The sequence below is a fragment of the Pseudomonas sp. G3-39 genome (assembly GCF_054790485.1).
In genome coordinates, this window is record NZ_CP186497.1 from 2,071,196 (window position 1) to 2,085,410 (window position 14,215).

Here is a 14,215-nt window from a genome sequence, read left to right on the forward strand (position 1 = left end):
TGTGGGAGCGGGCTTGCTCGCGAAGGCGTCGGGTCAGGTGACACATCCTTCTCAGATACACCGCTTTCGCGAGCAAGCCCGCTCCCACAGGGTTAGTCAGGTGTCGCCAAACCCAGTGTTTACTGGCCGAAACCCGCGTTCTAGACGGTTCTAGTATTAAAGTATTAACACCATTTAATCAGTGCCCCATCGCGGGGCGTCTACTAGCTTGTCAGCCAAGACGCGGTTTTGTGATGACCGTCGCAGTCTTGATTCGCGTGTGGAATAAGCACGTCTCCCACGCCTTCAAGGAAGAATTTGGCCACGACAAGGAGTAGCCCGTGGAAGCAAGGTTTGGTGTCGCCCTCGTTTCGCGTTTTTCCCCACTTTCCCTTGCTGTGCACCTGAGCGTTGCCGGACTGTTGTTCGGTGGGGTCAGCGCACCGGCACTGGCCACATGCTCCACGGCAGGCTCCACGGTGACCTGTACCGGCGTGCCGAGTCTGCCGCTGTTTCTCAACAATTTTGCCAGTGCCACCAACGGTCTGACGGTCAACGTCAACTCCGGGGCGCAGATGAACGCGACGCTCGGCGGCCATGTGATGGACCTGACCGGGGTCAACATCAGCCTGAACAACTCCGGGACGATCGACCCGGCGCTGCTTGGGCTGGTCTCGGTGTTGAGCGGCGGTGCCTTCATCGGTACGGGCGCAACCAGTACGGTCAGCGTGCTCAACAATGCCAGCGGGATCATTCGCGGTACCGGCATGTTGCTCGGGCTCAACCTGACCAGCGTTGACGGCCTGGGCATCGCGGTGAACAACGCTGCGGCCGGCACTACCAGCATCACCAACAATGGCACCATCACCTCGACCGGACTCTCGGTCGGTGGCATCACCTTGGCCGACACCCCGGTGGTCGGTGTGTACGGCGGCTCGCAGGTCAACATGACCAACAGCAGCACCGGCGTGATCAACGGCCGGATCGCCTTCGAGACCTCGGCGGCGGGCAACACCTTCACTAACGCCGGTGCGATCACCGGCGGCGTGTCGATGGGCGCGAGCAGCACCAACACCTTTACGGCGGTGACGGGCTCTTCGGTGCAGGTCGGTGACGGCGTGCAGGTCAGCGTCGGCCTCGGCGGACTGATCGGCATCAACCTGACCTTCGCCCCGACCGGCACTGTCGATGGCGGCGCGGGCGGTACCAACAGCCTGATCCTGCAAAACCCGGTCGGTGTCGGCGGCGGCACCACCGGGACGGGCACGGCGTCCAGCGCCACCTACGTCAACTTCAACAACCTGACCATCAACAGCGGCACCTGGACCTTGCAAGGGCCACTGGTCAGCGGCGCGACCACGCTCAATGGCGGTGTCGCCCAGTTCAACAACAACGCCACGTTCGGCAGCGGGGTGCTCACCTCCAACGGCGGGATCCTCCAGGCCAGCAACGCCGGGTTGAACCTCAGCAATCTGATCTCCCTCGGCGCCGGTGGTGTGACCGTGCAGGGCACCAACGCCACCACCCTGAGTGGGGTGATTTCCGGCAGCGGCGGCCTGAGCAAAGTCGGTTCCGGGCAACTGAGCCTCAGCGCTGCCAACACCTATCTGGGCAACACCACACTCAACGGCGGCACCGTGCAGTTGGGCAACAACCTGGCGCTGAGCACCGGTACCGTCAACGTCACCGGCGCGACCACCTTGAGCGCGCCCGGCACGATCAACCTGAACAACGCCATCAGCCTCGGCGGCACATTGACGGCCGGCGGCTCCGGCGCTCTGACCCTCGGCGGCTTGATCACAGGCAGCAGCGGTTTGACCAAGACCGGCACCGGCAGCCTGACCCTCAGTGGCGCCAACAGCGGCTATACCGGCACTACCACTTTGAGCGCCGGCAGCCTGCTGGTGACCAACAACAACTCGCTGGGTAGCGGCGCGCTGAACACCGCTGCCGGCACCAGTCTCGATAGCACCGCCAACGTTACCTTGGCCAACAACATCGCCATGACCGGCGCGCTCAACGTGCTCGGCAGCAATGCCCTGACCCTGGGCGGCGTCCTGTCCGGTACTGGCGGGATTACCAAATCCGGTACCGCCAGCCTGACCCTGACGGGGAACAATACCAACGCCGGCAACACGCTTCTCAACGCCGGCAGCCTGTTCGTCGGCAGCAACACCGCACTGGGGACTGGCGCGTTGAACGCCGCGGCCGGCACCACGCTGGATGCGACCACGGCGGTGACCCTGGCCAACGCTGTCGCGCTGGCGGCGGATCTGACCATTGGCGGCACCCAGGCACTGGGCCTGAGCGGGGTCGTCAGCGGCGCCGGCAATCTGATCAAGAACGGCACTGCGAGCCTCAGCCTCAGCGGCAATAACACTTTCTCCGGCGGCACCGCGCTCAACGCCGGTACGCTGATTGTCGGCAGCAACACCGCATTGGGCACTGGCGCATTGACCACGGCGGCGGGCACCACGCTTGATGCCAGCACCGCGGTGGCGCTGACCAACGCGGTGTCACTCGGTGGCAATCTGAACATCGGCGGCAGCGCCAACCTGACCCTCGGCGGTATCGTCAGCGGCAGCGGCGGGCTGACCAAGAACGGCGCGGCCAATCTGATTCTCAATGGCGCCAATACTTTCCTCGGTGCCGTCGCGTTGAACGCCGGCACCATTACGGCCGGCGCGAATGCGGCGCTCGGCAGCGGCAACATCACCGTCGGCGGCGTGGCGACGCTCGACAGCAATGCGGCGGTGACACTGAACAACAACGTCATTCTCAATAACAGTCTGGGGATTGGCGGCAGCAACGCGCTGACCCTCGGTGGCGGGATCAGCGGTACCAGCCAACTGGTGAAAAACGGCGCCGCCAATCTCACCCTCAACGGCACCAATACCTACAGCGGCGGCACCACCCTGAATGCCGGCAGCCTGACCGTCGGCAACGGTGCGGCACTGGGCACCGGCGCCTTGTCGGTGGAAGGCGCGGGCACCCTCAACAGTAGTTCCGCCGTGACCCTGAACAACAACGTGATTCTCAATGCCAACCTCACCGCAGGCGGCGCCAACGCGCTGACCCTCGGCGGGGTAATCAGTGGCGCGAACGGCCTGATCAAGACCGGCGCATCGAGCCTGACCCTGACCGGCAACAACACGTACACCGGCACCACGGCGCTGAATGCCGGTTCGCTGGTGGTCGGCTCCAACACCGCTCTGGGTACGGGCGCACTGAACGCGTCGAACGGCACCACGCTGGATGCAAGCACGGCGGCGACCCTGGCCAACAACGTCAACCTCGGCGGCACGCTGACCGTCGGCGGCAGCAATGCGCTGACCCTCGGCGGGGTGGTCGCCGGCATCGGTGGGCTGACCAAGAACGGCGCGGCCGACCTGACCCTCAACGGCGCCAACACCTATTTCGGCAACACTGCACTGAACACCGGCAAGCTGATTGTCGGCAGCAACACCGCGCTGGGCGTCGGTACGCTGAATGCGGCGGCCAATACCACGCTGGACGCCAACACCGCCGTCAGCCTGAACAACGCAGTGGGCCTGGCGGGAGCCTTGAATATCGGTGGCACGGCAGATCTGACCTTGACCGGTCTGGTCAGCGGCGCCGGCAGTCTGGTGAAAGACGGCGCGGCCAATCTGATTCTCAATGCGGCCAACAACTACCTCGGCGGCACCACGTTGAACGCCGGTACGCTGACCGTCGGCAACAGTTCGGCGCTGGGTTCCGGCGCACTGACCGTCGCTGGCGCTGCCACACTGGACAGCAATTCGCCGCTGGTCAGCCTCAATAACGGCGTCACTCTCAACGCTGGATTGACCGTCGGCGGCACGCAGAATCTGACCCTCGGTGGCGTCACCAGCGGCAGCGGCCAATTGATCAAGAATGGCGCAGCGAATCTGACACTCAACGGCAACAACACCTTCAGCGGCGGCACCACCCTCAACGCCGGTACCCTGACCCTGGGCAATGCCAACGGTCTGGGTAGTGGTGGCTTGACCGTCGGCGGCGCGGCGACTCTCGATAACAGCGCCTCGTTCGGCATCGGCAACGCGATCACCCTCAACGCCGGGCTGACGGTGGCCGGCAATAACGACCTGAGCCTCAACGGCATCATCGACGGCGCCGGCAGCCTGACCAAAAACGGCCTGTCGGACCTGACTCTGGCCGGCAACAACACCTTTACCGGCGCCGTGAACATCGTCTCCGGCAGCGTCACTACCCTCAACACCAACGCACTGGGCAACACTTCTGGCGTCAACATCAGTGCCGGTGCCGGCCTGAATCTCGGTAGCGATGCCAGCCTCGGCGCGCTGACCGGCAGCGGCAGTGTGCAACTGACTGGCAGCAACACGTTGACCGTCGGTGGCGGCAACGTCACCAGCACCTTTGATGGTGATCTCAGTGGCAGCGGTGGCCTGACCAAAGTCGGCACCGGCACCTTGAACCTCACTGGCATCAACGGCATTACCGGCAATACCGCGATCGATGGCGGTATCGTGAACCTGAGCGGTTCGCTGGGCAGTGCACAGGTCAACGTCAACACCGGCGGTACCCTGACCGGTACCGGCTCGGCGCTTGGCACAGTGAACATTAATAGCGGGGGCCATCTGGCGCTGTCATCGGGCAATACCTTGTCAGCCAGTGGCCTGACCCTCGGTGCCGGTAGCAACGTGGATGTGGCGCTGGGGACTCCGTCGACCAGTTCGCTGATGAACATCGGCGGCAACCTTACCCTTGACGGCAATCTCAACGTCACCGATGCCGGCGGTTTCGGCGTCGGTGTGTATCGCCTGTTCAACTACACCGGTGCCCTGACCAATCTCGGTCTGGACGTCGCCAGCGTGCCGGTCGGCTATGGCCTTGGCGATCTGGTGGTGCAGACCGGCGTGGGCAATCAGATCAATATTCAAGTGTCGGCACCGAACAGCAACATCCGTTACTGGGACGGCAGCCAGACCATCGCCAACGGCGTGGTCGATGGCGGCAGCGGCACGTGGAATGCTGTCGGCACCAACTGGACCGATGCCAATGGTCTGGTCAACCAGCCATGGGCCGGTGACTTCGCGGTATTCCAGGGTGCTGCGGGCACTGTGACGGTGAACGGTACGCAAGCGTTCACCGGTATGCAATTCCTCACCGACGGCTACAACCTGGTCAACGGCGCGGCGGGGCAACTGACCGCAGTCAACGGCACTGGCGGTACCACAGCGCTGCGGGTTGATCCGGGCGTTACTGCGACCATCGGCGTGAATATCGATGGCAGCGGCATCCTCAATAAACTCGACGCCGGTACCCTGGTGCTCAATGGCGCCAACACCTACAGCGGCGGCACGCAGCTGGACGGCGGCAAGATCATTGTCGGCAGCAACACCGCGCTGGGCAGCGGCACACTGACCGCCAACGCCGGCACACAACTGGACAGCAACACTGCGGTGACCCTCGGCAACGCTGCGACGCTAAACGGCAATCTGACCGTGGTCGGCAGCAATGCGCTGACCCTCAACGGCGTGATCGGTGGCACCGGTGGCCTGATCAAGAATGGCGCGGCCAACCTGACCCTCGGCGGCAACAACGCCTTCCTCGGGCCGGTGGCGCTGAACGCTGGCGGATTGGTTCTGGCGTCGAACTCGGCGCTGGGTTCCGGCACGTTGAACGCGGCGGGCGGCAGCACGCTGGATGCGAGCACGGCGATTTCGGTGAACAACGCGGTGAATCTGGCCGGTAACCTCGGCATCGGTGGCACAGCGGATCTGACTTTGGCCGGTACGGTCAACGGCGCCGGCAGTCTGAGCAAAAACGGCGCGGCCAATCTGACCCTCAGCGGCAATAACAACTTCCTCGGCGGCACTACCCTGAACGCCGGCACCCTGACCGCCGGTAGCAACTCAGCACTCGGCCTGGGCAACCTGACCGTGGCCGGCGCTTCGGCGCTGGACAGCAGCGCAGCAGTGAGTCTGGGCAACAACGTGGTGCTCAACGCCAATCTGAGCAACACCGGCAGCAACGACGTAGCGCTCAGCGGCGTGGTCAGCGGCACCGGCGGTCTGATCAAGAACGGCGCGTCCAACCTGACCCTCAACGGCATTAACACTTACAGCGGCGGCACCACACTGAACGCCGGCACCGTGACCCTTGGCACCTCTGCGGGCCTGGGCTCCGGCGCGGTAACCGTGGCGGGTGCGTCGACCCTCGACACCACCGCGCCGCTGGTGCTGGCCAACAACGTCAACGTCAATGCCAACCTGAGCGTGGCTGGCAACAACAACCTGACGCTCGGTGGCGTGATCGCCGGGGCGGGCACCCTGACCAAGAATGGTCTGGCCGACCTGACGCTATCCGGCAACAACACCTTCAGCGGCACCTTTGATGTGCAATCGGGCAGCCTCACGACACTGGGCAACTCGGCACTGGGCAGCAATGCCGGGGTCAACCTCGGCGCTGCGGCAACTCTCAATCTCGGCGGCTCGGGCAGCCTCGCCAGTCTGACCGGCAGCGGTACAGCGCTGATCGGCGGCGGCAACACCCTGAGCATCGGCGGCAACAACGCCAGCAGCATTTTTGACGGCGTGCTCACCGGCACCGGCGAGTTGAGCAAACTCGGCACTGGTACGCTGACCCTGACCGGCCTCAACAGCCTGACCGGCAACACCACGGTCAACGCCGGCACCTTGAACGTCAGTGGCTCGCTGGACAGCGCCAGCGTACTGGTCAACAGCGGCGGCACCCTGACCGGCGGCGGCTCGCTCGGCGGGGCGGTAACCGTGGCGGATGGCGGTCATCTGGCCGGCGCCACCGGCAGCACCTTGTCGGTCAACTCGCTGGTGTTCAACGCCAACTCCAATTTCGATGTCGGACTGGGCACGCCGGTTTCCGGTGGCGGCAATGCGCTGGTGAATGTCGGCGGCAACCTGACCCTCGACGGCAACCTCAATGTCAGCGACATCGGTGGTTTCGGCAGCGGTGTGTACCGGTTGATCAACTACACCGGCGGCCTGACCGACAACGGCATGCTGATCGGCACGGTGCCGGGCAGCGTCACCCCGGGCGACCTGACCCTGCAAACCGCGCTGGCCAACCAGATCAATTTGCTGGTCACTGCACCGGGCGTCACCGTGCAGTTCTGGGACGGCAACCAACTGGTGGCCAACGGCTCGGTCGATGGCGGCAACGGCACCTGGGGCACCGGCACTACCAACTGGACCGATGTCAACGGCACCACCAATCAGGCCTGGACCAACAACTTCGCGGTGTTCCAGGGAACGGCGGGCACGGTCACCGTGAACGGCGCACAAACCATCACCGGCATGCAGTTCGTCACCGATGGCTACAGCCTGCAGGACGGCACCGCGGGTTCGCTGAATCTGGTCAACGGTTCGTTGGGTAACGCCACAGTTCGAGTCGATCCGAACGCCACCGCGACCGTCGGCGTTGCGCTTAACGGCAGCGGCACCCTCGGCAAATACGACACCGGCACGCTGGTGCTCAACGCTGCCAACGGTTACACCGGTGGCACTGCGCTCAATGGCGGCAAGATCGTCGTGGGCAACAACGCAGCGCTCGGCAGCGGTGTGTTGACCGCTGCGGACGGCACCGCGCTGGACAGCAACGCGGCCGTCACGCTGGGCAACGATGTGGTGGTGAACGGTGGCCTGACTGTCGCTGGCAGTAACGCCTTGACCCTCGACGGTGTAGTCAGTGGGGCGGGCAGCCTGATCAAGTCTGGCGCTTCGAGCCTGACCCTCAACGGCAGCAACACCTACAGCGGTGGTACTCAGCTCGCTGGCGGTACGCTGGTGCTGGGCAACAACAGCGCAATCAGCAGCGGTGCACTGAGCGTGACCGGCAACGCCAGCCTCGACAGCACCTCGGCGCTGCAACTGGCCAACGCGATCAATCTGGGGTCGCAACTGACCCTGGCCGGCAACCAGAACACCACGCTGCTCGGCGCCATCACCGGCACAGGCAGTCTGGTGAAAAACGGCAGCGCTGACCTCGTGCTTAGCGGCGCCAACACCTACAGCGGCGGCACCACGCTGAACGTTGGCACTACCACCGGCGACACCAGCAGCCTGCAAGGCGCCATCGTTAACAACGCGGCACTGACCTTCGCGCAGAACGCCGACGGCAGCTACACCGGCAACCTCACCGGCGCCGGCACGCTGAACAAAACCGGCACCGGCCAATTGCTCCTGACCGGCAACAACACCTTCACCGGTGACACTTCGGTGCAGGCCGGCAACCTGATCGTCAACGGCGTGCTCAACAGCGCCAACGTCAACGTCGCCAGCGGCGCGCAAATCGGCGGCAGCGGGCAACTGGGTGGCAACGTGCAACTGGCCAGCGGTGCGACGCTGACCGGTGGCGGCACGGCTACACCGTTGTCGGTCGGCTCGCTGGCGCTGTCCTCGGGCACCAACCTGGACTTCAGCCTCGGCTTGGCCGCCAGCTCCACCACGGTGGTCAACGTCGCCGGTAACCTGACCCTCGACGGCACGCTGAATATCAGCAACGCCGGCGGTTTCGGCACCGGGGTCTATCAACTGTTCCGCTACGGTGGCAGCCTGACCGACAACGGGCTGGTCTACGGCAGCCTGCCGGTATCGGCGGCCAACCTGACCCTGCAAACCGCGATCGCCAATCAGGTCAACCTGTTGGTACAAGGCACGCCGGGTGAGGTGCAGTTCTGGAACGGCGGCACTACCAACCCTGATGGCAGCATCGGTGGCGGCAGTGGCGTGTGGGGCCCGGGCACCAACTGGACCGATCCGAGCGGCACGCAGGCGTTGGCGTCCAATGGTCAGTTCGCAGTGTTTGGTGGCCAGGCCGGTACCGTCACTGTGCAGGGCAATCAGAACTTCACCGGTCTGCAGTTCCTCACCGGCGGCTACAGCCTGGTGCCGGGCGCTGGCGGTACGCTGACGCCAGTCAACGGTGCGGACGGCAGCCTGGCGCCGGTGCGGGTCAATGCCGGAGCCAGTGCTGAAATCGACGTGCCGCTGATCGGCACCGGCGGTATCGAGAAACTCGATTCCGGCACCCTCGTGCTGACTGGCGCCAATACCTACAGCGGTGGCACCACCGTCAGTGGCGGTACGCTGATCGGTAACACCACGAGTCTGCAAGGCAACATCACCGACAACGCCACGCTGGTGTTCCAGCAAAACACCGATGGCCAGTTCAATGGTGTGCTCAACGGCACCGGCGCGCTGTTCAAACGCGGCGTGAGTCGCCTGTTGATGGTCGGCAATCAACCGTTCAGCGGTACGGTTTCCGTCGATCAAGGCCTGCTGCAAGTCGGCAGCCGTGCGGCCCGGGCTTCGCTGGGCGCACAAGTCACGGTCGCCAACGGCGCAGGCCTGAGCGGTAACGGCAGCGTCGGTTCGGTGGTCAACCACGGTGTGGTGGCTTCCGGTGGCGCTGACGGCACCTTGAGCGTGGCCGGCAACCTGACCAACAGCAGCGATGGTGTACTGGCGCTGACCGTCAGCTCGCCAACCGCCACGCCACTGGCGGTGGGTGGTACGGCGGCATTGGGCGGCGGTCTGGTGGTCAACAGCCTGGCGCCGTTCACCGGCAACACCACTTACTCGCTGATCACCGCGGGCGGTGGTGTGACTGGCACCTTCAGTGCCGCCGATCTGCCGCAGTACGCGTTCCTCGACAGCTCGCTGATCTACGGTGCCGATTCGGTGACCCTGGCCGTGAGCCGCAACGGCAACTCGTTCGCCGATGTCGCTGCCACGGGCAACCAGCGCGGCACCGCCACGGCACTGTCCAATAACGGAGCGGCCGGCGCGGCGTTGCAGAACCAGATCGTCAACCTCAGCGTGGCCGGTGCACGCAATGCGTTCGACAGCCTCTCCGGGGAAATCCACGCCAGCACTGCCAGCGCCATGCTTGAGGACTCGCGCTTCATCCGTGAGGCGGTTAATGACCGCATGCGCCAGCCGTCGTGCAGCGCTGCGGATGATCCACGCAAAACCCTGGCACCGAGCGACACGCAACTGAGCAGCAACGGCTGCCACGGGGAAATGGTCGGCTGGATCCGGGCTATCGGTGCCTGGGGCGACATGGGCGGCGACAGCAACACGGCAAAAGTTGATCGCAACCTCGGCGGTTTCATGCTCGGCACCGACAAGGCGCTGGATGACACCTGGCGTGCCGGGATGGCGGCCGGCTATACCCGCAGCAATCTCAACGCGCATGATCGCAACTCCGATGCCAAGGTCGACAGCTACCACCTCGCCGGTTATCTGAACTCGCAATTCGATGCACTGGCGGTGCGCCTCGGCGCGGCTTACAGCTGGCACAGCATCGAGACCAAACGCGATGTCAGCGTCGGTACTTACAACGATCGCCTGAAGGCCGATTACGACGCGCGCAGTGCGCAGGTGTTCGGTGAAGTGGGTTACGCGATCAACGCGGCAGGCGTTGCCATCGAACCGTTCGCCGGGCTGGCCTACGTCAACTACGACAGCGACACCGGTAAGGAGAAAGGTGGGGTGGGGCGCTTGAAGGCCGACGCCGATCAGGACATCACCTACTCGACCCTCGGTGTGCGTGTCGGCAAATTGGTGACCCTGGCCAACGGCAGCCAACTGACGCCACGCGCGGCCATCGGCTGGCGGCATGCCTACGGCGACACCAAACCTGACGCCGACCTGACCTTCATCGACGGCGGCGCCTCGTTCAGCACCCAGGGCGTACCCATCGCCAAGGACAGCGCATTGCTCGAAGCCGGCATCGACTTCCAGGTCACCCCGACCGGCAAGCTGGGCATCGGCTACTCAGGCCAGGTGTCGAGCGACAACAACGACAGCGCGTTCAACATCAGCTTCAGTCAAAGCTTCTGAATCATGGTCGAAGTACTTTAGCCGCCCGAAAGGGCGGTTTTTTTTGGGAGGCAGGATAGAGCGGCTTTATATGTCCGGCGATGAAGTGGCGGTGAGCGCTCGATAGCTTTCGCGAGCAGGCTCACTCCCACATTTGCTCTCTGTCACCCACCGACTCTGTGTCCACTGGAGATCCCGTGTGGGAGCGAGCCTGCTCGCGAAGAGGCCCGGACATTCAGCGCAAGAATCAGCCGGCCCGCGCTCTGCTAGAATCCGCCCCATCAATTGCCAGAGACTCTCCCATGAGCGAGCCGATTCGCCTGACCCAATACAGCCACGGTGCCGGTTGTGGCTGCAAGATTTCCCCGCAGGTGCTGGAAGTGATTCTGGCCGGCAGCGGAGCGCAGAACCTTGACCCGAAACTGTGGGTCGGCAATGCCTCGCGTGATGACGCGGCGGTGTACGAGATCGACGCCGAGCGTGGTGTGGTGTCGACCACCGACTTCTTCATGCCGATTGTCGACGATCCGTTCGACTTCGGCCGTATCGCCGCGACCAACGCGATCAGCGACATCTATGCGATGGGCGGCGATCCGTTGATGGCGATTGCGATCCTCGGCTGGCCGGTGAATGTGCTGGCGCCGGAAGTGGCGCGGGAAGTGATTCGCGGCGGACGCGCGGTGTGTGACGCCGCCGGCATTCCGCTAGCCGGTGGGCATTCGATCGATGCGCCGGAGCCGATTTTCGGCCTGGCCGTGACCGGTCTGGTGGAAAAGCGCCACATGAAGCGCAACGACACCGCCACCGCCGGTTGCCTGCTGTACCTGACCAAGCCGTTGGGCATCGGCATCCTCACCACCGCCGAGAAGAAAGGCAAATTGCGTTCCAGCGACATTGGCGTGGCCCGTGACTGGATGTGCACCCTGAACAAACCCGGCAGCCGTTTTGGCAAACTGGCCGGCGTCACCGCGATGACCGACGTTACCGGTTTCGGCCTGCTCGGGCATCTGGTGGAAATGGCCGACGGCAGCCACCTGACCGCACGCATCGGCTACAACCACGTGCCGCGTCTGGACAGCGTCGAGTACTACCTCGAACAGGGCTGTGTGCCCGGTGGCACCTTGCGTAACTTTGACAGCTATTCGAGCAAGCTCGGCCGTCTGCAGGAGTTGCACAAGCGCGTGCTGTGCGACCCGCAGACCAGCGGCGGTCTGTTGATTGCAGTTACACCGGAAGGCAACGCCGAATTCCTCGCCGTGGCTGCCGAACTGGGCCTGAACCTGGCGCCGATCGGCGAGCTGGTCGAGCGACAGACCCACGCAGTCGAGGTGAACTGATGTCACGCGACTGCACCGATTACCGCGATATTTTCCTCAACGACCGGCCGATGATGGATGCCCGTGCGCCGATCGAGTTTGCCCACGGCGCGTTTCCGGGCGTGGTCAACCTGCCGCTGATGAACGACCGCGAGCGCGAGCAGGTGGGGACTTGCTACAAGCAGCATGGACAACAAGCCGCCATCGCCCTGGGTGAGCGGCTGGTTTCTGCCGAAGTGCGGGAGCAGCGCATTCAAGGCTGGGTCGAGTTTGCCCGGGCACACCCCGACGGCTATCTGTATTGCTTTCGCGGCGGCCTGCGTTCGCAGATCGTCCAGCAATGGATCAAGGAAGAGGGCGGGATTGATTACCCGCGTGTCGGCGGTGGCTATAAGGCGATGCGTACGTTCCTGCTGGAGACGATCGATCAGGCCGTGGCCGAGTGCGATATGGTGCTGCTGGGTGGCATGACCGGCACCGGCAAGACCGAACTGTTGGTGCAGTTGAGTAATGGTCTGGATCTGGAAGGCCACGCCAATCATCGGGGCTCGAGTTTCGGCAAGCGCGCCACCGGCCAACCGACCAACATCGATTTTGAAAACCGTCTGGCCGTTGATGTGCTGAAAAAACGCGCCGGCGGAATCCAGCAGTTTGTGCTGGAAGACGAGAGCCGGGTAGTCGGCAGTTGTGCCTTGCCATTGCCGCTGTACCGAGGCATGCAAGTGGCGCCGATGGTCTGGCTCGAAGACAGCCTGGAGCAGCGGGTCGAGCGGATTCTGCAGGATTACGTGATCAACCTGCACGCTGAGTTTGTCGCGGTGCATGGCGAGCAGGGCTTTGCGCTGTATGCCGAGCGGTTGATTGCGAGTTTGAACAATATCCAGCGCCGGCTGGGCGGCGAACGCCATCAGCGGATGTTCCTGCAGATGGAAGAGGCCCTGGCCGAGCAGGCGCGCAGCGGTTCGGTCGAGGCGTTCCGTGACTGGATCAGCGTGTTGCTGCGCGAATATTACGACCCGATGTATGCGTTCCAGCGTGAGAAGAAGGGCGGGCGGATTGAATTTGCCGGGGAGCGCGGGGCGGTGCTTGAGTATCTGCGTGAGCGGGTGAATCAGCGGGTTTGAGGGTGTTGTTGCGGGCCTCTTCGCGAGCAAGCCCGCTCCCACATTGGGTCTCCACTGGGCAGAAATTTCTGCCTGACGCAGATCCCCTGTGGGAGCGGGCTTGCTCGCGAAAGGGCCGGTACAGGCAGCGCAAAACTCAAGTCGGACAGGTCGCCTTGCCGTTATCCAGCCCCTGCTTGTAGCTGTGGCTCTGCAAACTGGCCTTGCCGTTGTGCCAGGTCAGGGTCAGCACGTACAGCGAATCGAAATCGCCCGACGCCCAGTCATCGGTGATGGTCTGCTTCTCGCCGACGGCCTTGCCGGCAACCTTGTTGATCAGCTCCGGCAAATAGCCGTGCGACCAGGCAGTGTAGATCGTCGCGTTGTGGTACTTGTCCTCGATCAGCTCGCGCGCCAGATCACTGGTGTCGTTGGCGGAGAACTCGATGTTCACCGGCAGGCCGAGCTTGATCGCGGCGGGGCTGATGGTCATCAACGGACGGATGTAGCTGTAGGAGTTGTCCAGTTCGCCTTCCTCGACATTGCGTGTCGGGTTGGCGGCGAACACGTAATCGGCCTTGCCGAATTTTTCCGGCAGCAGGGTCGACAGCTCGATCGCCCGGTTCAGACCCTGACAGTTGAGCTGGCCGAGACCGCCCTCGGGTTTTTCCGCGTGGCGCAGGAAGATCAGTGTCTGCGTACCGTCCACCGGTTGCGCGCGAATCTGGCTCGATTCGAGCGACAAGGTCAGCGCACTGACTGCCAGCAGGGAGGGCAGGGCCACATAGGCGCGATGTTTGAAGCGTTTGGCGAAACTCATGAGGTTCGTCATTGAATATAGGATTCTTCAGCAAATTCGGTTGGGGCTGACCAACCCTTACACCGCGGGCTCCCAGCACCGGGTGTTGTCCATGTCGTGTCGTACTTCCCTTGCAAAGACATAGCTCAGAGTCCACTGAGGCCGCTTGGTTCG

4 protein-coding genes are annotated in these 14,215 nt (G+C 63.8%); 3 read left to right on the forward strand and 1 reads right to left on the reverse strand.

Annotated features, from left to right (window positions below):
• Positions 1–320 precede the first annotated feature (320 nt).
• From ACOYXG_RS09230 to mnmH, 3 genes are all read left to right on the forward strand, one after another.
• A complete protein-coding gene (locus ACOYXG_RS09230) occupies positions 321–10,844 on the forward strand; it encodes an autotransporter-associated beta strand repeat-containing protein (protein WP_460357204.1) in 10,524 nt (3,507 codons plus the stop codon).
• Positions 10,845–11,125: 281 nt separating this feature from the next.
• Positions 11,126–12,160 carry a selenide, water dikinase SelD gene (gene selD, locus ACOYXG_RS09235; protein WP_096797393.1) on the forward strand — a complete coding sequence of 345 codons (1,035 nt, stop codon included), beginning with the start codon at positions 11,126–11,128 and terminating at the stop codon, positions 12,158–12,160.
• The gene (mnmH, locus tag ACOYXG_RS09240; protein WP_096797392.1) at positions 12,160–13,263 is read left to right on the forward strand and encodes a tRNA 2-selenouridine(34) synthase MnmH; all 1,104 of its coding nucleotides are present in this window, start codon (positions 12,160–12,162) and stop codon (positions 13,261–13,263) included. The genes selD and mnmH overlap by 1 nt, the downstream gene beginning before the upstream one ends.
• A 136-nt stretch (positions 13,264–13,399) precedes the next feature.
• On the opposite strand, the gene ACOYXG_RS09245 is transcribed toward mnmH, so the two are convergent.
• A complete protein-coding gene (locus ACOYXG_RS09245) occupies positions 13,400–14,074 on the reverse strand; it encodes a hypothetical protein (protein WP_027613858.1) in 675 nt (224 codons plus the stop codon).
• Positions 14,075–14,215 lie beyond the last annotated feature (141 nt).

Coding starts and splice junctions, on each gene's coding strand:
- selD (WP_096797393.1), top strand. CDS start 11,126: ATGAGCGAGCCGATTCGCCTGACCCAATACAGCCACGGTGCCGGTTGT.
- mnmH (WP_096797392.1), top strand. CDS start 12,160: ATGTCACGCGACTGCACCGATTACCGCGATATTTTCCTCAACGACCGG.
- ACOYXG_RS09245 (WP_027613858.1), bottom strand. CDS start 14,074: ATGACGAACCTCATGAGTTTCGCCAAACGCTTCAAACATCGCGCCTAT.